Genomic DNA, 17,396 nt, shown 5'->3' with positions numbered 1-17,396 from the left:
AGGGGAAGGAAGTACCGGATACGCCCGTTCCCGCTTCAGGCCTTGCCCTGCTCCACCAGCGTCAACGCCACCTTGTCGCGCAGATACACCGGCAACGCCAGCTCCGGTGCCTGCACATGGCCCGCCTTGAACTCGCGCAGCGCCAGCTCGGCGACATGCGCGGCCTGCGGGTAGCGCACGCCGTCGGCCGAGTGCAGGGTGCCGGTGAGGCGTTGGCTCAGCACGGTGGCGTAGGTGGCCCAGCCGCTGCCGACCACCTGCCAAACGGCGGCGTCCGGCAACACCAGCGTCTCGGCGGTGCAGATGCGCTCGTCATCCAGCGCAATCAAACCGCCGTTGTCGTAGCGGCGGTAGCAGGCGGCATAGATCTCGCCCATGCGCGCGTCGATCACGGCGAGGATCGCGCTGCCTTCTTCCTCCGGCGCTTCCAGCGCCAGCGCGGCCAGCGAGGAGATGGTGATCACCGGCAGGTCCAGTGCCAGCGCCATGCCCTGCGCCAGCGACACGGCAAGACGCACGCCGGTGAACGCGCCGGGGCCGCGGCCCACCGCGATCGCGTCCAGCGCGTGGCGACCGATGCCGGCCTCGGCCAGCAGCTCGTCGGCCATCGGCAGCACCAGCTCGGTGTGCCGGCGCGGTGCGATCTCGCTGCGCGCGATCAGTTCGTCGCCGTGGATCAGGGCGACGGAGCAGGCTTCGGTGGCGGTTTCGATCGCGAGCAGGTTCATGATTTCCCCATGATAGCGGCTGGCGGCTCGGTCGGATCAGATGACGTCGGTACGTACGCATACCAGTCGATACGGCGGGTCAGGTACATCATCAGGCCCACCATCGCCAGCAGCACCAGCGCGCCGATCAAGAGCGCGTACTGCTCGGCCGCGATCAGCCCGTACAGCATCGCGTAGATCAGTCCCAGCACACCGCCCAGCAGCAGCCCGGCGCGCCGCGCACGCAGCACCGCCATCGCGTAGCCGCCCACCAGCACGGCCACCGCGACGGCCGCCAAGGCATACGCCGCGCCGAAACCGATCTGCTCGGACAGTGCCAGCAGTACCACGTAGAACGTGGCTAGCGCCGCGCCGACCAAGAGGTATTGCACCGGATGCACGCGCAGCCGCTTGAGTACCTCGCACAGGAAGAACGCCACGAAGGTCATCGCGATGAACAGCAGCCCGTACTTCCCCGCGCGCACGTTGCGCTGGTAGACGTCCACCGGCTGGTACAGCTGCACGCCGAAGGTGGACGCAGCGAGCACGCTGCGCACGTCGTCGCGGTCAGTCCAATGCTGGCCGTAGCTGCGGTTGAGGTCGAGCAGGTGCCAGCGCGCGCTGAAGCCATTGGCGTCGACCGTACGCTCCAGCGGCAACGCCGCACCGACGAAGCTCGGATCGCCCCACGGTGCCCGCATCGCCACGTCCGTACTTCGCGCCAGCGGCAGCAGCTGCAGCGATTCGGTGCCGGCCAGCTTCAGGCCCAACTGCACGTCGATCGGCTGCCCGTCCAGCGCATCCAGATCGATCGGCACCACCACGTTCGGCCAGGCGCCGAGCCGATCGGCCGAGGATTCGAAGCGTGCCGGCTGGCCGTTGATGCGCAACTCGATGATTTCCTGCAGGCCGCGCAGATCACCGACCGGCAACCGCAGCTCGGCCTTGCCGCCCTGCCACGTCGCATTGCTGGCGCGCCGATACTGGGCGAGGTCCTGCGCGCGGAAGCGCGCATCGAGCCGCACCGTGGCGACAAACACCGGCGCCGTGTAGATGCCGTAGCTGCGCGTCTCCACCGTCATCGCCACGTCGAGCTTCAGCGTGTCGGCCAGCATGCTCTCGCTGCCGGCCTGCCAGCGCGGCGCCGCCTGCCCCTCCGGCGCCAACAGGCGCTGCGTCGGCACCACCAGCACCGGGCCGCCCAGCACCTGCTGGCCGCCCCAGCCCTGCGCGATCTGCGCGATCGCCCCCTCGCGCAATTGCTGGCGCTCGCTGACCAGGCCACGCACCTGCAGCAGCGGTATCGTCATCAGCAACGCCAGCACGCCGATGCCCAGCACCTTGGCGGTCACGCTCTGCGTCCACTTGCCCATGTCATCAGCTCCCTCGATGCGGAGTGCCGATCACAGCAGCGCCGGCGGCGCGGCAGCGGGCAAGCGCGGGCGAAACGCGGGCAACCGGGCGGCCATGAGCTGTCGGCGCGGCGTGCGTGCCGCCGTGCGGGCTGAATGGCGTTCCCGCGTGGCCCGGCTTATTGCCTTGCGCCGGGCCGGTTCCAGCGTTGGTCGCCGCGGGCCAGCCAGGCGAGGAAATCGGCGCGCATCGCCGGGCCCAGTTCGTGCCCGCTCGGATAGAGCTTCGTCAGATGGTCGACGCCGAGGCGGTCGAGCCAGACGCTGGCCCGCTGCGCCCAGCTCACCGGGAGTTTGTCGTCGTGCTTGCCATGCGCGATGTAGCCGCGCAGCGTGGCCAGGCGTGGCGCGTCGGCGAGCTGCGGCTCGAGTTCCGGCAGGATCCGGCCGGCCAGCACGGCGAACGCGGCGACGCGTTCGGGTGCGGTCAACGCCACGCTGGCGCTGAGGATGCCGCCCTGGCTGAAGCCGGCGACGACGGTATGCGCGGCGTCGATGCCGTGCGCATGCTGCAGCTGCCCGATGAAGTCGATCAGCGTGCGACGGCTGGCCTCCGCTTCGCTCGCCACGATCTGCGGGCCGTCGCCGGTGAAGGCGACACGGAACCAGCCGAACGCCTGCGGCCCCAGCGTGATCGGACCGCGCGGCAACACCACCAGCGTGTCGCTGCCGGCCTCGGCGCCGAGGGCGGCGAGGTTGTTCTCGTTGCCGCCCACGCCGTGCAGCAGCACCAGCAGCGACGCCGGCTTCGCCGGTGGCGGTTGCAGCGTGCGGAACGCCAGCGCGAAGGCGGGATCGATCGACAGCGGTGACAAGGTCTTCATGCGGCAGACTCCGGCGAGGTGGCCGCCGGCTCCGGCAGGCCGAACGCGAACGAATCCATCGACAGTACGCCGTAGGTCATGCCGCCTTCGACCAGGCGCGTCGCGTCCGTGCCAGAGCTTGCGCCCGCGGCCACCAGCAGCGGCAGGTAGTGTTCCTCGGTCGGATGCGCGCGCTCGGCATGCGGCGCGCGGCGACGGTAGTCGACCAGCGCTGCGACATCGCGCGCGGCCACCGCATCGCGAACCCAGTCGGCGAAGTGCTGCGCGTACTCCGGGTCACGGATGTGCTGGCGGAATTCGTACAGGTTGTGGGTGAGGCTGCCGGAACCGACCACCAGCACACCGCGCTCGCGCAGCGGCGCCAGCGCCTGGCCCAGGCGCAATGCGCCGGCCGCGTCGATGTCGTGCGGCAGCGACACCTGGAACACCGGCACGTCGGCCTGCGGGAACAGGTAGCGCAACGGCACCCAGGCGCCGTGGTCGAGGCCGCGGCGTTCGTCGAGCGTCACCTCGAAACCGGCCTGCGCGAGCAGACGCGCGGCGTCCTGCGCCAGTGTCGGCGCGCCCGGCGCGGGGTATTGCAGCTGGTACAGCGGCGCGGGGAAGCCGCCGAAGTCGTGGATCGTTTCCGGCGCGGCACTGGTGCCGACGCGCACGCCCCGGGTCTGCCAGTGCGGCGACACCACCAGCGCGGCCGTAACGCCATGCAGCGACTGGCCGATGGCGCGCAGGTTCGGGCCGAGCTGGCCCGGCTCCAGCGCGAACATCGGCGAGCCGTGGGAGATGAAGAGCGAGGGAGCGGTCATGGCGATTCCTGGAAATGGCAGCGGGCGCTGCTGCGCCCGTTGCGTTGAACGGCAGGTTGGAAGTCAGGCGTTGCGGCGCTTGTTCCACACATGGTCGAGGCTGAATGTGCCGGCACCGTTGGCGGCCAGCATCAGGAAGCCGCCGGCCATCGCCACGTTCTTCCAGAAGTTGATCGCCTGCGCGGCGTCGCCGAGATGGGCATGGAACAGCGCGGCACTGGCCAGCGAGAACGCGGCGAGCGCCAGCGCGATCCAGCGCGTGAACGCGCCGGTGAGCACGGCCAGGCCGCCGCCGAGCTCCAGCGCGATCACCAGCGGCAGCAGGCTGCCCGGTACGCCGGCGGAGGCCATGTACTGCTGGGTGCCGGCGTAGGCGGCGATCTTGCCCCAGCCGGAGATGATGAAGATCAGCGAGAGGCCGACGCGGCCGAACAAAGTCAGTGAGGTGTTCATGCGGATTCCTTGGAAAGTGGCGATGAGTAGTCGATGCGCGGTGCGTCAGGCCTTGTGGATCCAGGTCGGCGCGATCGAGGTGCCGAGGCCGGCGCCGTAGCCGAGGTAGATGTTCAGCGCGGCCAGCGGTTCGAGATAGCGCGCGTTCTTCAGCGGGCCGGCATCGACCGCCGCGAAGCCGAGGCTTTCGATCAGCGCCTTCGCGGTCTGCTTGGCCCGTTCACTGTCGCCGGCGAAGAACGCCGGGGCGATCTGGCCATCGGCGAAGCGCGGGCCATCGGCCAGCACCTGGGCAAACAGCGTGTTGAACGCCTTGACCACCTCGGCTTCGGGCACGGCCTTGGCGATCTCCTCGGCGGCCGAGGTGTCGTGGCCGAGGGTGAGTCCCATGTAGTCGGCGGTCAGCGGATTGGTGATGTCGATGACCACCTTGCCCGCCAGCGAACCCAGCGAACGCAACGCCGGCACCGCATCGGCGTAACCCGTGGCCACGATGACCACGTCCGAACCGGCCAGCGCGTCGGCGGGGGCCACGGCCACGGCGCCAGGGTTCGCGGCGGCGAGGGCCTGGGCCTTGGCCGGATCGCGGGCGGTGATGCGCAGGGCATGGCCGGCGCGGGTGAGTTGCTTGGCAAGCGCCGAGCCCATGTTGCCGGTGCCGATCAGGGTGATGTTCATGAGTAGTCTCCGTCTGTTGCCCGGGACATCCGGGGCATGGGAGTACTCTATTGGCCAATGAAATACGGATAAACTCGCTTTGAAATGACTAACTGTCTCGTAAAACGAGGCAATAGGACAACGCCATGGACAAATTCCAGGAAATGGCCAGCTTCGTCGCCGTGGTCGAAGCCGGCAGCTTCGTCGGCGCCGCGGACGCGACCGGGCTGTCCAAGGCGGCGGTGTCGCGGCATGTCGCCGAACTCGAACAGCGCCTCGGCGCGCGCCTGCTGCACCGGACCACGCGCCGATTGTCGCTGACCGACGACGGCCAACTGTTCTTCGCCCGCGCGAAGGAGATGCTGGCCGCAATCGACGAGGCGGAGTCGGAAATCAGTTCGCGCAGCGGCGAGCCCAGCGGACTGCTGCGGATCAACGCACCGCTCACCTTCGGCGTCATGCACCTGGCGCCGCTGTGGGGACGCTTCGCGCAGCTGTACCCGAAAGTGTCGCTGGACATCGAACTGAGCGACCGCGTCGTCGACCTGGTCGAAGAGGGTTACGACCTGGCGGTGCGCATCACCAACCTGCCCAGCTCGCAACTGGTCAGCCGGCAACTCGCGTCGACCCGCATGGTGGCGTGCGCGTCACCGTCGTACCTGGCGCTGCACGGCACGCCGCAGCACCCGCGCGACCTGGCGCAGCACGAGGTCATTTCCTACAGCTACTGGGCGGCCAGGAACGAGTGGACGTTCGTCGCACCCGACGACAACCCGGTCGTCGTGCGCACCCGCGCGCGCATCCACGCCAACAACGGCGACACCTGCCGCGCGGCCGCGCTGGACCACCAGGGCATCATCCTGCAACCGGATTTCCTGGTCGCCGACGACCTGCGCCGCGGCGACCTGGTCGAACTTTTTCCGGGCTACCGGGCGATGACGCTCGGCATCCACGCGGTGTATCCCTCGCGCAAACACCTGCCGATCAAGACGCGCCGGCTGGTCGACTTCCTCGTCGAGGCGTTTGCGGTGCCTGCCTGGAACACGTCGCGCTGAGTAGTGGCGGCCGCATGGTGGCGTGAAGTCGGATGCGGCCCGCCACCTGAATGTCGGCTCCCGGGTAGCCTCACGACACCAGCGTCCCCTGATGGAACACGATCACCCACTCGTCGCCGTTGCGTCGCCAGATCGTGCTGCGGCGGCTGACCCGTTCGCCCTGCTCCAGGGTGTAGGTGAGCAGGTAGGTATCCGGCCCGAGTTCACGGCAGTGGAAGTCGCGGGTTCTCCAGGTGTGTTCGGCGGGATCGGGGGCGCGGTGTTCCAGCACGTCGAGCACGTGGCCGCGGCTGTAGCGGCGGCCGGAGGCGCCGATTTCCCAGAAGTCGGCGGCGGCCATGCGTTCGAAGTCGGCGCGGCTGCTGCCGAATTCGGGACGGTGGAAGATCGGTTCGCGCCGGCGCAGCGCTTCCAGCACGGGTAGCAGTTCGGGCGCCGTGACCAGCTCGGGTTCGGCGGGATTGGGCGTCCGCTCTCGACCACTGTTCGATGTTCGGCTCACGGGATCGCTCCGCGGCGACGAAGGTGTCGCTACTCTGGCGGTTGCCACAGTTCGATGCGAGTGCCTTCCGGGTCCGTGATCCAGCCGAAGCGACCGAATTCGCTCTGGTCGACGCGCTCGTCCACCGCGACGCCGGCGCCGCGCAGTTGCGCCAGCAGCGCGTCGAGGTCGTCGACGCGGAAGTTGATCATGTACGACTGCGCGCCTGGCCCGAAGTAACCGGTGTCGGCGGCGAACGGCGACCACAGCGTGTAGCCGGGGCGCTGTTCGTTTTCGACGAAACGCGCCCCGCCCCATTCCTCGGCATCGAGGCCGAGATGTTTCGCGTACCACGCAGCCAGTGCGGCGGGGTCGCGGGATCTGAAGAAGATGCCGCCGAGTCCGATCACCTTGGCCATGTGCCGCCTCCTCTAGTTCGCGGTAGCTCGCGCGGTTTCCGCATGATCGAAGAAAGCCTTCACGTCCGCCAGCTCGCGCGTGCGCGGCATCGGCGGGACGCTGGCGAGGAACAGTTTGCCGTAGCCCTTGCTGGTCAGGCGCGGATCGCACAGCACCAGCACGCCGCGGTCGTGCACGCTGCGGATCAGCCGGCCGGCGCCCTGCTTCAGCGCGATCACCGCGCTGGGCACCTGCCAGCCCATGAACGGGTTGATGCCGGATTGTTCGAGTGCAGCAAGACGCGCCATCAACACCGGATCGTCGGGCGCGGCGAACGGCAGCTTGTCGATCACCACCACGCTGAGCGCCTCGCCGACCACGTCGACACCTTCCCAGAAACTCGCCGCACCGAGCAGCACGCCGTGGCCACTGGCGCGGAATTCTTCCAGCAGCCTTGGACGCGGCGCGGTGCCCTGCACGAACAGCGGCCACGGCGCCTTGTCCTGCAGCAGCTCGGCGGCGCGACGCAGTGCGCGGTGCGAGGTGAACAGCAGGAAGGCGCGGCCATCGGAGGCATGCAGCACCGGCAGCACGGCGTCGATCACCTGCTCGGTGTAGTCGCGCGCGTTCGGATCGGGCAGGCCCGGCGGCAGGTAGCACAGCGCCTGGTGCGCGTAGTCGAACGGACTGTCCAGGCACAGCGTCCGCGGCTCGTCCAGGCCGAGCTGGCGCGCGAAGTGGTCGAAGTTGCCGGCCACAGACAAGGTGGCCGAGGTGTGGATCCACGCCGCCTGGGTGCGCTCGCGCAGGCCGCGCATCGGTGCGGCGAGATCCAGCGGCGTGGCGTACAGCGCGAAGCCGCGCGGGAAGGTTTCGTACCAGCGCACGTCGTGGTCGCCGCGTGTTTCGACGATGCGGTCGAACCGCTCGACGAACAGCCTGGCGCGTTCATGCAGGTTGGCAAAGCCGCGCGAGCGCTCGGCCTGCGAGGCGAGCAGTTCGGCCAGCGTGGCCAGCAGTTCGCCCAGCTCGCGCAGCGCGCTGCGCAGCTCGGCGCGGTCTTCCAGCAGCGCGAAGGCACCGCGCGACGGCAGCGGCTCCATCGCCAGGCGCAGCTTGCGCAAGGCATTCTGCAGCGCCTCGACCGGCTCCAGCAGCAGGCCGATCGCGCCGGTGACACCGCTGCATTCGGCCAGCGTGTCCTGCGCCATGTCGGTCAGCTGGCGCGCGCTGACGCTCTGCGAGAAGAACTGGCCGGCCAGCTCCGGCAGCTGGTGTGCCTCGTCGAGGATGAAGGCCGCCGCACCCGGCAGGATCTCGCCGAAGCCTTCCTGTTTCAGCGCCAGGTCGGCGAACAGCAGGTGATGGTTGACCACCACCACGTCGGCCTCCATCGCCTCGCGACGCGCCTTGAACACGTGGCAGTCGTCGTAGAACGGACACTCCACGCCGAGGCAGTTCTCCGGCGTCGAAGTCACCCGCGGCCACAGCGGCGATTCCTCCGGCACCTCGGCCAGCTCCATGCGGTCGCCGCGGCGGGTGCGCGCGGACCAGGCGCGGATCGTCGCCAGCTGCGCGGCCTGCGCCGGCGCCAGGCTGCCGCCGTCGCGCACGGTCTGCTCGAGCCGGTACAGGCACAGGTAATTCGCACGGCCTTTCAGCAGCGCCGTCTTCAGCCGTGCGCCGAGCACCGAACGCACCTTCGGCAGGTCGCGGAAGTACAGCTGGTCCTGCAGCGCCTTGGTGCCGGTGGAGATGATCACCCGCTCGCCCGACAGCAGCGCCGGCACCAGGTAGGCGTAGGTCTTGCCGGTGCCGGTGCCGGCCTCGGCGACCAGCGTGTCGCGCCCGGCGATCGCCTGCTGCACCGCCCGCGCCATCGCCTGCTGGGCGAGCCGCGGCGCGAAGTCCGGCAGCTCGCGCGCGAACAGCCCCTCGGCACCGAGCAGGGCGCCGACGTCGTCGGACTCGGCGTCATCGAGGTCGTTCATCGGCCAAGTATGGCGGAGCGGCCGCGCGCGGCAAAACGGCGGCAGGAACCTCGGCTGCCGCCGCTGCATCAACTCGGCAACATCGCCCCCCGTCCGTACGAAGGAGAACCGACGTGAGACTGTTCGCACCCGAGTTGGCACCCGCGCTGGATCTGCTCGACATCCGCGGCCAGCCGATCACGACCAGCAGCCGCGGCCGCCTCACCCTGCTGTCGTTCTTCCGCGACGCGGCCTGTCCGTTCTGCAATTTCCGCATCTACGAGCTGACCCAGCGGCATGCCGAGCTGGCTGCACGCGGACTGGACATCGTGGCCGTGTTCAGCGCCAGCCAGGCCGAGGTGCTGCGCTTCGCCGGACAGCGGCCGCGGCCGTTCCCGCTGGCCGCCGACCCCACGTCGAGCGCGCACGAGCTCTACGGCATCGAGCGCTCGTTATGGCGCAAACTGAGGGCGATCGTGACGCGCGTGCCGACCCTGCTCAAGGGCCTGTGCCTGGTCGGCCTGGCCGGCCTCAACACCGGCAACCTGATGCCGGCCGACTTCCTGATCGACGAACGCGGCCGCATCGTGGAGGCGTACTACGGCCGCGACGCCGGCGACCGCATCCCGCTGGAACGGGTCGAGCAGCTGCTCGCCCGCATCCCGGCCAGGCGCGCGGCGTAGCGTCGCCGGCCGCCGCTGGCCATCGTATCGGCCATGCCTCAGCATGACAGCACCATCACGGGGAAGCTGCGCCATGACGACCGGATTGTTCATGCTGACGTGGAGCGTGGCGCTGGTACTGGCGGCGTTGTTCTGACATCCACGGGCCGTGCGCGGGCCAACCGCCGCGCGCACGCTCAGTAACGCGGAATCCCCGGCTTGTGGCACTGCGCCACCCATTTGCGCGCGGTGTCGGCGCCCTCCTGGTCGCGCGCCTGCAGACGCGCCTCCACCACGGTCTGCCAGTTGCGCGCGCACAGCGGGCCGAGCCGGGGGCCGAGCGACCACGACCGGTGAGCCAGCTTCTCGGCGGCGGAGAAATCCTTCAGGCGCACCGCCACCTCTGCGCGCTCCTGCAGCAGGTCGGGCGAATCCGGGCTGAGTTTCAACGCCTGGTCCAGCGTGGCCGCGGCGTCGGCGAACTTGCCGGCCTGCTCGTCGCGCTTGGCGGCGTCCTGCAGCGCGGCGATGCCGGGGTCGCGCAGCGGGTTCACGGCGATGACCGATTTCTCGCGCTCGCCGGCGGCGCGGATCGCAGCCACCTGGTCGTAGGCCGGCAGCGGCGGCGGCGAAGCCGGCGGCGGCGTGGTGGCGAACATGCCGCAGCCGGCCAGCAGAACGGTGGCCAGCAGCAACGGCGCCTGGAAAGAACGTTTGCTCGGGTACGGCATGATCAGTTTCCGTTTGGCACGGCGGGCACGGCGTCGGCCGCGCCGGGGGAAGGTGGATTATCGCCGCCGCCGAACAGGCTTTGCCAGAAGCAGCCTTCGGTGTCGGCCGACAGAGTGCCGGCGATCACCGGTACCTGCTGCGCGCCTTCGCACTGCGGCTCGGTGCGCCTGCCGCTGGACGGGTTGATCCAGGCCATTTCCAGCCCTGCGCCGGGCGCGGCCGACAGCGGCCGGGTCGGCAGCCTGGCGAACAGGTCGCGCCAGGCGCGCAAGCCGCCGCTGGCGCCGAACAGGGTGGTCGGCTTGTTGTCGTCGCGGCCCATCCAGAACACCGCCAGGTGCTGGCCGGTGAAGCCGGCGAACCAGCTATCGCGATTGTCGTTGCTGGTGCCGGTCTTGCCGGCGGCGTGCAGAGAGGCCAGCGCGGAATTGCCCAGCGCGCTGGCGGTGCCGTACTCGGCCACCTGCTGCATCGCCCAGGTGGTCAGCCGCACCGCTTCCTGGTACTCGCCGGAACCTCCCTGCACCTGGTAGCGCTTGATGGTGCGGCCATTGCCGTCGAGCACGCCGCGTACCGCCACCAGCGGCAACGCATGGCCGTCGGCGGCGAGGTACTGGTAAAGCTGGGTCAGCTGCAGCGGCGACAGGTCCTGCGAGCCGATCAGCAGCGACGGGCTGGGGTTGATGTCGCCGATGCCGAACGATTTCAGGAATGCCTGGATCCGCGGCAGGCCAACCTGCAACCCGAGGTGGATGGTGGCCAGGTTCCACGAGTGTGCCAGCGCGTCGACCATGATCAGCGGATCGTGGCTGCGATGGTCGTCGTTCTGCGGCGTCCAGTAGCTGCCGTCGGGCTGGCGCATGCTGACCGGGCCGTCGTCCATCATGCTGGCGAGGTTCCAGCGCTCGGGCTGGGTCAGCGCCACCAGATAGACGAACGGCTTGATCGTCGAGCCGATCGGCCGGCGCGCGTCAAGTGCGCGGTTGAAGCCCGGGTCGCCCGGAATCCTGCTGCCGACCACGGCCAGCACGCTGCCGCTGTGCGCATCGGTCACCACCGCGGCCGCCTGCACGCCGTCACCACGCTTGCCGAGCCCCTTCAGCGTGCTGGTGATCGCCTGCTCGGTGTACAGCTGCGCGGCCGGATCGAGCGTGGTGAAGATCGACAGGTTGCCCTCGCGCAGCGCCTGTTCGTCGAAGTCGGCGGTGATCTGCTTGCGCACCAGGTCCATGAAGGCGGGAAAGCGGTTGTGCGGCAGCTGGCCGTTCTTGACGATGTCCAGCGGCGCCGCCTGCGCGGCATTGAGCTGCGCGGCGCTGATCAGGTTGGTCTCGAAGAACTCCTGCAACACCAGGTTGCGCCGGGCCAGCGCGCGCTGCGGCGAGCGGCGCGGGTCGTAGTAGCTCGGCCCCTTCACCATGCCCACCAGCAGCGCGATCTCCTGCGGCCGCAGGTCCTCCAGCCGGCGCCCGAAATAGAACTCCGACGCCGCCGCGAAACCGTGCACCGCCTGGCCGCCCTGCTGGCCGAGGAAGACGTCGTTGACGTAGGCCTCGAGGATGCGTCCCTTGCTGTAGTGCGCCTCCAGCAGCAGCGACATCAGCGCCTCGTTGATCTTGCGCGTGAGGTTCTGGTCGCGGCTGAGGAACAGGTTGCGCACCAGCTGCTGGGTCAGCGTGGAGCCGCCCTGCACGGTGTGCCCGGCGCGCAGGTTGGCGAACGCGGCGCGCGCGATCGCGCTGACGTCGATGCCGATGTGATGGTTGAAGTCGCGGTCCTCGACCGCCTGCAGGCCGCTGACCAGCAGCGGCGGCACGTCGCCCAGGCGCACGAAGCGGCGCTCTTCCTGGCTGGCGCCGTACAGCGTGGCGATGCGCGCCGGGTCGAGGTGGGTCAGCGCGATCGGCTTGCCGCTGGCCGCGTCCTGCACCGAGCGCACCTCGCCGCCGCCCAGCGTGACGCGGATGCGCTTGGGCAGCTCGCCGCCGTCCGGGCCGGCGTAACCGCGCGAGGCGATGGTGTAGCGCGCGCCCTGCTTCGCCCAGCTGCCGGCGACCTGGCCCTTGCCGTCGCTGCTGTAGCCGGCGAAGGTCAGCTCCAGCTCCAGCGCCGCGCTCGTCATCGGCGTACCGGCCGCCAGCGGCAAGGGCCGCGCGTAGACCTTGGTGGGCACCGCGAACACCAGCTCGTTGAAGCGGTCCTGCACCCGCTTGTTCAACACCAGCGTGTACGGCAGCACGAAGCCGAACAGCAGGCCCATGCCGATCCAGAACGGGATGCGCAACCACGGCCAGCTGCGGCGCGCCAACGCGCGAGTACGGGTCAAGAAGGCCAACGCGGGGAAATCCGGCTATCGAATGGTTCGATCATAGGGCCTGCTACCCGGCGGGCATATGAATGCGGCGGGCGGTTTGCGGGCGAAACGCGGGCAAGCGACGTGCCGTCAGCGTGGCGGCCGCCACATCGCCGCCTCGAGGCGGAACGGGCGGGGGCGGACGCCAAGCAGGCGCTCGAGTTCGCCGTTGTCGGCGACCAGGTCGCTGTCCAGCCGGCTCAGCGGGCCGCGCAGCGGCGGCAGCGCACGCTGGCCCAGCCGCAGCAGCCAGGCCGGCAGCGGCAGCGGCAGGGTGGCTCCCGGCAGGCTGCGGCGCACCCGCGCGAACATCTCGCCGGCACGCAGCCGCTCGCCACCGCCGATCGGCACGATCCGCCCGGCCGCCGCCGGGCACTCCAGCGCGGCCAGCACCGCCTGGGCGATGTCGTCGGCGTGCACCGGCTGGCGCAGGCCGCGCCCGGCCGGCAGCGGAAACAGCCGCAGCCGCATCGCGCGACGGGCGATCGGGGTGAGGCTCTTGTCCAGGCCGGCGCCGTAGACCAGGGTCGGCCGCAGCACGGTCCACGCGCAGCCGTGCTGCTCGCAGGCGGCCGCCAGCGCGGCTTCGCCGTCGCGCAACTGGCGCGCCAGGTTGCGCTCGGCCGGCACGCTGGAATCGCGCTTGGTCTCGGCACTCATCGAACTGGTGGCGATCACCCGCGGGGCATCGGCAAGGGTAGCCTGCGCCAGCCAGTCGGCCAGCCCCTGCAGCGGGCCGAAACTGATGATCGCCGACAGCGGCGGCAGCGCCGGCACGCGGTCGGGCAAGGTTCCCTGCAGCCACTCCACACCGGCTTGCGCCGGCCGCGGCTGCCGGCTCAAGGCCAGCACCGGCTCGCCGCTGGCGAGCAGGCGCGGCAACAGGAAGTGGCCGATCTGGCTGCTGCCGCCGAACACCAGTACCGTCATGCCGCGCTCACCCGCCGCCCTGCAGGCGGGCGCCAAGGTCGAGCACGCGCGGACTGGAAGGCGCCAGCTTGCGCGCGCGTTCCAGCGACTGGCCGGCGCCGATGCGGTCGCCGCGCGCCAGTTGCTGCTCGGCCTGGTCCAGCCATGCGCCGGCCAGCCGGTTGCTTAGCGCGCCCTGCGCGGCATCGCCCGGCGCCAGCTCGGCCAGGTTGGCCAGCATGTCGCCGGCCTTGCCCAGGTTGCCGGCGGCGAGCGCCTGGTTGAACTGCGACTCGACCTGGCGCGGCAAGGCCTGCAGGCCCTGCAGCGCCGCCGCGCTGTTGCCGTCGATCGCCAGCGCGCTGCGGTACAGGTCGTACGCGCTGTCGCCGGGCGGCATCATGATGTCGCCGTTGCGCGTGGCCACCTGCGCACGCTGCACCAGCCGCGCCACCGCCGCACTCTGCTGCGGCGTCACGCTGGGCGGGGCGACCGGCATCGACGCATTGTCCGCGGCGGCGGGCGCAGCCGGCGCCGCCGACGCCCGCTCCAACCGCGCACGCGCCGCGGCGAGGTCGGCCGATTTCGGCGCCAGCTCGGCTGCCTGGTCGAGCAGCTTCGCCGCCTGCGCGGTGTCGCCGTCGTCGAGCGCGGCGCTTGCCTGCACGGTCAGCGCCTGCGCCACCTTGCCGAGACCGGCGTGCGCCTGGGCGTTGTCCGGATCGAGCTTCAGCGCAGCCTGGAAGCGGGCCAGCGCGGTGTCGTCGCCATCGCCGACGATGCGGCCGGTGCGCAGCGCCTCCTGACCGGCCTTCAGTGCCACCGCCAGTGCGTCGTTGTCCTGCCTGCGCGTCTGCGCCTGCAGCGCACGCAGCGCCGGCAGCGCGCCGTTGTTCGGCTGCAGCGCGGCCAACTGCTCGATGCGCGCGTCGGCCGTCGTGTTGTCCTTCGCGTCCAGTGCCGCACGGGCTTGCACCGCCAGCGCGTAGCCGACCTGGTCCAGCCCATGCGCGGCCACCGCGTTGCCGGGGTCGGCGCGCAGCACGCGCTGGTACAGCGCGCCGGCTCCCTCGGGACCGTCCAGCTTGCCGGCGGCCAGCGCCTGTTGCGCCTGGTCGACCAGGTCCGTCGTGTGCACCTGCGCGGCGCGGGCAGCGGCGATCGCGCGATCGAGCCGGTCGATGTCGCTGCCGCCGCCGAGCAACTCGCGGGCGACCGCCGCCTGCTGTGCCGCCTGCGCCAGCTGGCCCGCCTGCAGCGCGGCATCGCCCTGCGCCAGCATGGCCTGGCCGACCTGGCGCAGGCCGTCGCGGGCACGGTCGTTGTCCGGTTCCAGCGCCGCCGCGGCCTGGAACAGCTCGCGCGCACTGGTGCCGTCCTGGCCGTCCAGACGGCCATCCTGCAGGGCCTGCTGCGCCTGCGCCAGCACCGTGTTGAAGTCGGTGCGCGGCACCATGCCGCGCAGGCGGTTCTGGTTGAGCCAGAGGCCGCAGGCCACCGCGATGATCGCCAGCAGCGACAGCAGGACGATCCCGCCACGGCGGCGCTTGCGGCGCGGCGCGACGGCTGCCCGGCCGTGCGGGCGGCGCGGCTCGACCGAAACCTGCGGCAGGCCGTCCACCGCCGGCGTGCGCGGGGCATCCAGCCGATCGAGATCGCCCAGGGTGGGCTCGGTGCGCACCGGTGGATGTTCGTCGTGCTGGTCCCTGCGTCCGCTCATGGTTCGTGACTGTGGAGGTTGTCGCTGCAGCTTAACATCGGGCCACCAGCTGCCGTTCTGCCCGCCTGCCGGCATTGCGCGGTCATTCAGCCGGTGCCGACGCGGCGCACGTCGAGCACGTTCGGCAGCGCCTGCAGCTTGCCGAGCAGGGTGGACAGCTGCTCGAAATCGCGCACGCGCAGGGTGAAGCGCATTTCCACCTCGCCGGTGTGCACGAACAGCCGGCTGGACGAGGCGATGATGTGCGTGCCGGCGTTGCTGACGACGCTGGTGACGTCTTTCTGCAGGCCCTTGCGGTCGTAGCCGCGCAGTTCGATGTCGACCTCGTACGCCTGCGCCGCGGCACTGCCCCAGCTCACCTCGATCACCCGGTCCGGATCGCGCGCGGCGAGCCGCGCCAGGCTGCCGCAGTCGGTGCGGTGCACGGACACGCCGCGACCCTTGGTGACGAAGCCGCGCACCGGGTCGCCGGGCAGCGGCTGGCAGCAACGCGCCAGCGTGGTCAGCAGGTTGCCGATGCCCTCGATGCGCAGCGCGCTGTGATCGAGCGTGGCGTGGCGCGAGGCTACCGGCGCGCCGGACTGGGTAACCTCCGCCTCCGGCGGTTGCGCCGCCTCCTGCAGCACGCGGGCGACCTGGCCGGGGGTGACCTCGCCCAGCGCCAGCGCGATCAGCAGCTCGTCGTGGTTCTTCAGGTGGAAGTGCGCCGGCAGCTTCGTCACGTCCGCACTGCTCAGCGCCAGGCGCTTCAGCTCGCGCTCGAACATGCCGCGGCCCACCGCGAGGTTGGCGTCGTGGGCGATCTTGCGGAACCACGCGCGCACCTTTTCCTTCGCGCGCGCCGTGTTGAGGTAGCCGTGGTGCGGCGACAGCCAGTCACGGCTGGGCTCGGCCAGCTTGCCGGTGAGGATCTCCACGCGATCGCCGCTCTGTGGCTGGAAGGTCAGCGGCACGATGCGGCCGTTGACCTTGGCACCGCGGCAGCGGTGGCCCACCTCGGTGTGCACCAGGTAGGCGAAGTCCAGCACGGTGGCGCCGCGTGCCAGGTCGAACACCTCGCCCTTCGGGGTCAGCAGGTAGACGCGGTCTTCCAGCAATTCGGTCTGCAGCTCGGCGGCCAGCGTGCTGTCGTCCTCGCCGCGCGGCTCCAGCAGCTTGCGCATCCAGGCGATCTTCGCCTCGAACTCGGCGTCGCCGCTGCCGCCCTCCTTGTAGCGCCAGTGCGCGGCCACGCCCAGCTCGTTGGCGCGGTGCATGGCGTGAGTGCGGATCTGCACCTCCAGCGTCTTGCCCTGCGGCCCGATCACCGCGGTGTGCAGCGACTGGTAGCCGTTGGCCTTGGGCCGCGCGATGTAGTCGTCGAACTCGCCCGGCAGGTGCGGCCACAGCGCGTGCACCACGCCCAGCGCGGCGTAGCAGTCGGTGATGCTGTCGACCAGCACGCGCACCGCGCGGATGTCGTAGAGGTCGGAGAAGTCCAGCGACTTGCGCTGCATCTTCTTCCAGATCGAATAGATGTGTTTCGGCCGCCCAGCCAGCTCGGCGTGGATGCCGGCCGCGGCCAGCGCGCGCTGCAGTTCGTCCAGCGACTGGCGGATGAACGCCTCGCGGTCGGCGCGGCGCTCGTCGAGCAGGTTGGCGATGCGGCGGTAGGTGTCCGGCTGCAGGTAGCGGAAGGCGAGGTCTTCCAGTTCCCACTTCAGCTGCCAGATGCCGAGCCGGTTCGCCAGCGGCGCGTGGATGTCGCGGGTCAGCCGCGCCAGCGCCTGCCGCTCGCCCTCGGCCAGCGCCGGCGCCGCGCGCATGCGCGCCAGCTGCCGCGCCAGCAGCACGAACACCACGCGCAGGTCGCGCACGATCGCCAGCAGCAACCGGCGCAGCCCCTCGGCGGCGCCCTGCGGCGGCCGCTGCGCGTGCAGCGCCCACACCTGCTCGGCCGCCTGCTGGCCGTCCACCAGCCGTTGCAGCTCGGCCGGCAATGTAACGCGGTGCTGCGCCCACAGCGCGGGTTCGACCCGGGCCAGCTCGAACCACAACGCCGCTGCCTGGGTCTGCGCGTCGCAGCCGAGCATGCCCAGCAGATCCAGCACGTCGGCGCACTCGGCCTGGTTGACCGCGCGGGTGGTGCAGGCCTGCAGCGCGTCGGCCAGCAGCGGCGGCAGCACGCCGGCGCGTTCGCGCCATGACTGCAGACTGCTGGATTGGGCGATGGGTGCCATGCGCGGATGTCCGTTACCGACGCTCATGTTAGCCGCA

At 70.6% G+C, this 17,396-nt stretch carries 16 protein-coding genes; 2 read left to right on the top strand and 14 right to left on the bottom strand.

The annotated features are described in order from the left end of the window. Positions 1-35: 35 nt before the first annotated feature. The 6 genes from tsaB to R5H19_RS17060 all read right to left on the bottom strand — a co-directional run bounded on the left by tsaB (position 36) and on the right by R5H19_RS17060 (position 4,880). Positions 36-728: a tRNA (adenosine(37)-N6)-threonylcarbamoyltransferase complex dimerization subunit type 1 TsaB gene (gene tsaB, locus R5H19_RS17085; RefSeq protein WP_318160264.1), complete on the bottom strand. Its 693-nt coding sequence runs from the start codon at positions 726-728 to the stop codon at positions 36-38. Beyond that, positions 725-2,080, bottom strand: coding sequence for a cell envelope integrity protein CreD (creD, locus tag R5H19_RS17080; protein ID WP_318160263.1), 1,356 nt, complete (start codon positions 2,078-2,080; stop codon positions 725-727). The genes tsaB and creD overlap by 4 nt, the downstream gene beginning before the upstream one ends. Positions 2,081-2,238: 158 nt before the next feature. Further along, on the bottom strand, positions 2,239-2,943 hold the full coding sequence (locus R5H19_RS17075; RefSeq protein WP_318160262.1) for a phospholipase: 705 nt from the start codon (positions 2,941-2,943) through the stop codon (positions 2,239-2,241). Further along, complete coding sequence (locus R5H19_RS17070; protein WP_318160261.1) at positions 2,940-3,749, bottom strand: class III extradiol ring-cleavage dioxygenase; 810 nt, start codon at positions 3,747-3,749, stop codon at positions 2,940-2,942. Before R5H19_RS17070 ends, R5H19_RS17075 begins: the two co-directional genes overlap by 4 nt. A gap of 63 nt (positions 3,750-3,812) precedes the next feature. After that, complete coding sequence (locus R5H19_RS17065) at positions 3,813-4,202, bottom strand: DoxX family protein (RefSeq protein ID WP_318160260.1); 390 nt, start codon at positions 4,200-4,202, stop codon at positions 3,813-3,815. Between the two features lie 45 nt (positions 4,203-4,247). Further along, on the bottom strand, positions 4,248-4,880 hold the full coding sequence (locus R5H19_RS17060) for an NAD(P)-binding domain-containing protein (protein WP_318160259.1): 633 nt from the start codon (positions 4,878-4,880) through the stop codon (positions 4,248-4,250). Positions 4,881-5,005: 125 nt separating this feature from the next. Here R5H19_RS17060 and R5H19_RS17055 point away from each other — a divergent pair, with 125 nt between their 5' ends. Then, positions 5,006-5,914, top strand: coding sequence for a LysR family transcriptional regulator (locus R5H19_RS17055; RefSeq protein WP_318160258.1), 909 nt, complete (start codon positions 5,006-5,008; stop codon positions 5,912-5,914). Between the two features lie 70 nt (positions 5,915-5,984). Here R5H19_RS17055 and R5H19_RS17050 read toward each other — a convergent pair whose 3' ends face one another. The 3 genes from R5H19_RS17050 to R5H19_RS17040 are packed head-to-tail and all read right to left on the bottom strand — an operon-like array spanning position 5,985 to position 8,785. Continuing rightward, a complete protein-coding gene (locus R5H19_RS17050) occupies positions 5,985-6,416 on the bottom strand; it encodes a DUF4440 domain-containing protein (protein ID WP_318160257.1) in 432 nt (143 codons plus the stop codon). Between the two features lie 29 nt (positions 6,417-6,445). Continuing rightward, the gene (locus R5H19_RS17045) at positions 6,446-6,814 is read right to left on the bottom strand and encodes a VOC family protein (protein WP_318160256.1); all 369 of its coding nucleotides are present in this window, start codon (positions 6,812-6,814) and stop codon (positions 6,446-6,448) included. A gap of 12 nt (positions 6,815-6,826) precedes the next feature. Beyond that, the gene (locus R5H19_RS17040; protein WP_318160255.1) at positions 6,827-8,785 is read right to left on the bottom strand and encodes an ATP-dependent DNA helicase; all 1,959 of its coding nucleotides are present in this window, start codon (positions 8,783-8,785) and stop codon (positions 6,827-6,829) included. A 113-nt stretch (positions 8,786-8,898) separates the two neighbouring features. Here R5H19_RS17040 and R5H19_RS17035 point away from each other — a divergent pair, with 113 nt between their 5' ends. Beyond that, entirely contained in the window at positions 8,899-9,447 is a 549-nt protein-coding gene (locus tag R5H19_RS17035) for a redoxin domain-containing protein (RefSeq protein WP_318160254.1), read from the top strand. Positions 9,448-9,623: 176 nt separating this feature from the next. Here the strand turns inward: R5H19_RS17035 and R5H19_RS17030 are convergent, their stop codons facing one another. The 5 genes from R5H19_RS17030 to R5H19_RS17010 form a co-directional block, all read right to left on the bottom strand. Further along, entirely contained in the window at positions 9,624-10,157 is a 534-nt protein-coding gene (locus R5H19_RS17030; protein WP_318160253.1) for a tetratricopeptide repeat protein, read from the bottom strand. A gap of 2 nt (positions 10,158-10,159) precedes the next feature. Then, complete coding sequence (gene mrcB / locus R5H19_RS17025) at positions 10,160-12,493, bottom strand: penicillin-binding protein 1B (protein ID WP_318160252.1); 2,334 nt, start codon at positions 12,491-12,493, stop codon at positions 10,160-10,162. A 108-nt stretch (positions 12,494-12,601) separates the two neighbouring features. Further along, the gene (locus tag R5H19_RS17020; protein WP_318160251.1) at positions 12,602-13,441 is read right to left on the bottom strand and encodes an NAD-dependent epimerase/dehydratase family protein; all 840 of its coding nucleotides are present in this window, start codon (positions 13,439-13,441) and stop codon (positions 12,602-12,604) included. 7 nt (positions 13,442-13,448) lie between these two features. Next, positions 13,449-15,140 carry a tetratricopeptide repeat protein gene (locus R5H19_RS17015; RefSeq protein ID WP_318160250.1) on the bottom strand — a complete coding sequence of 564 codons (1,692 nt, stop codon included), beginning with the start codon at positions 15,138-15,140 and terminating at the stop codon, positions 13,449-13,451. An 86-nt stretch (positions 15,141-15,226) separates the two neighbouring features. Next, positions 15,227-17,359, bottom strand: a complete 2,133-nt coding sequence (locus tag R5H19_RS17010; protein ID WP_318160249.1) for a bifunctional (p)ppGpp synthetase/guanosine-3',5'-bis(diphosphate) 3'-pyrophosphohydrolase — start codon at positions 17,357-17,359, stop codon at positions 15,227-15,229. Positions 17,360-17,396: the final 37 nt, after the last annotated feature.

The organism is Rhodanobacter sp. KK11 (assembly GCF_033345435.1).
Classification (GTDB): Bacteria; Pseudomonadota; Gammaproteobacteria; order Xanthomonadales; family Rhodanobacteraceae; genus Rhodanobacter.
Note: the sequence above shows the minus strand (reverse complement) of the source record. Positions and strands in the feature narration are given on the sequence as shown.

Coding starts and splice junctions, on each gene's coding strand:
- tsaB (WP_318160264.1), bottom strand. CDS start 728: ATGAACCTGCTCGCGATCGAAACCGCCACCGAAGCCTGCTCCGTCGCC.
- creD (WP_318160263.1), bottom strand. CDS start 2,080: ATGGGCAAGTGGACGCAGAGCGTGACCGCCAAGGTGCTGGGCATCGGC.
- R5H19_RS17075 (WP_318160262.1), bottom strand. CDS start 2,943: ATGAAGACCTTGTCACCGCTGTCGATCGATCCCGCCTTCGCGCTGGCG.
- R5H19_RS17070 (WP_318160261.1), bottom strand. CDS start 3,749: ATGACCGCTCCCTCGCTCTTCATCTCCCACGGCTCGCCGATGTTCGCG.
- R5H19_RS17065 (WP_318160260.1), bottom strand. CDS start 4,202: ATGAACACCTCACTGACTTTGTTCGGCCGCGTCGGCCTCTCGCTGATC.
- R5H19_RS17060 (WP_318160259.1), bottom strand. CDS start 4,880: ATGAACATCACCCTGATCGGCACCGGCAACATGGGCTCGGCGCTTGCC.
- R5H19_RS17055 (WP_318160258.1), top strand. CDS start 5,006: ATGGACAAATTCCAGGAAATGGCCAGCTTCGTCGCCGTGGTCGAAGCC.
- R5H19_RS17045 (WP_318160256.1), bottom strand. CDS start 6,814: ATGGCCAAGGTGATCGGACTCGGCGGCATCTTCTTCAGATCCCGCGAC.
- R5H19_RS17040 (WP_318160255.1), bottom strand. CDS start 8,785: ATGAACGACCTCGATGACGCCGAGTCCGACGACGTCGGCGCCCTGCTC.
- R5H19_RS17030 (WP_318160253.1), bottom strand. CDS start 10,157: ATGCCGTACCCGAGCAAACGTTCTTTCCAGGCGCCGTTGCTGCTGGCC.
- R5H19_RS17020 (WP_318160251.1), bottom strand. CDS start 13,441: ATGACGGTACTGGTGTTCGGCGGCAGCAGCCAGATCGGCCACTTCCTG.
- R5H19_RS17015 (WP_318160250.1), bottom strand. CDS start 15,140: ATGAGCGGACGCAGGGACCAGCACGACGAACATCCACCGGTGCGCACC.
- R5H19_RS17010 (WP_318160249.1), bottom strand. CDS start 17,359: ATGGCACCCATCGCCCAATCCAGCAGTCTGCAGTCATGGCGCGAACGC.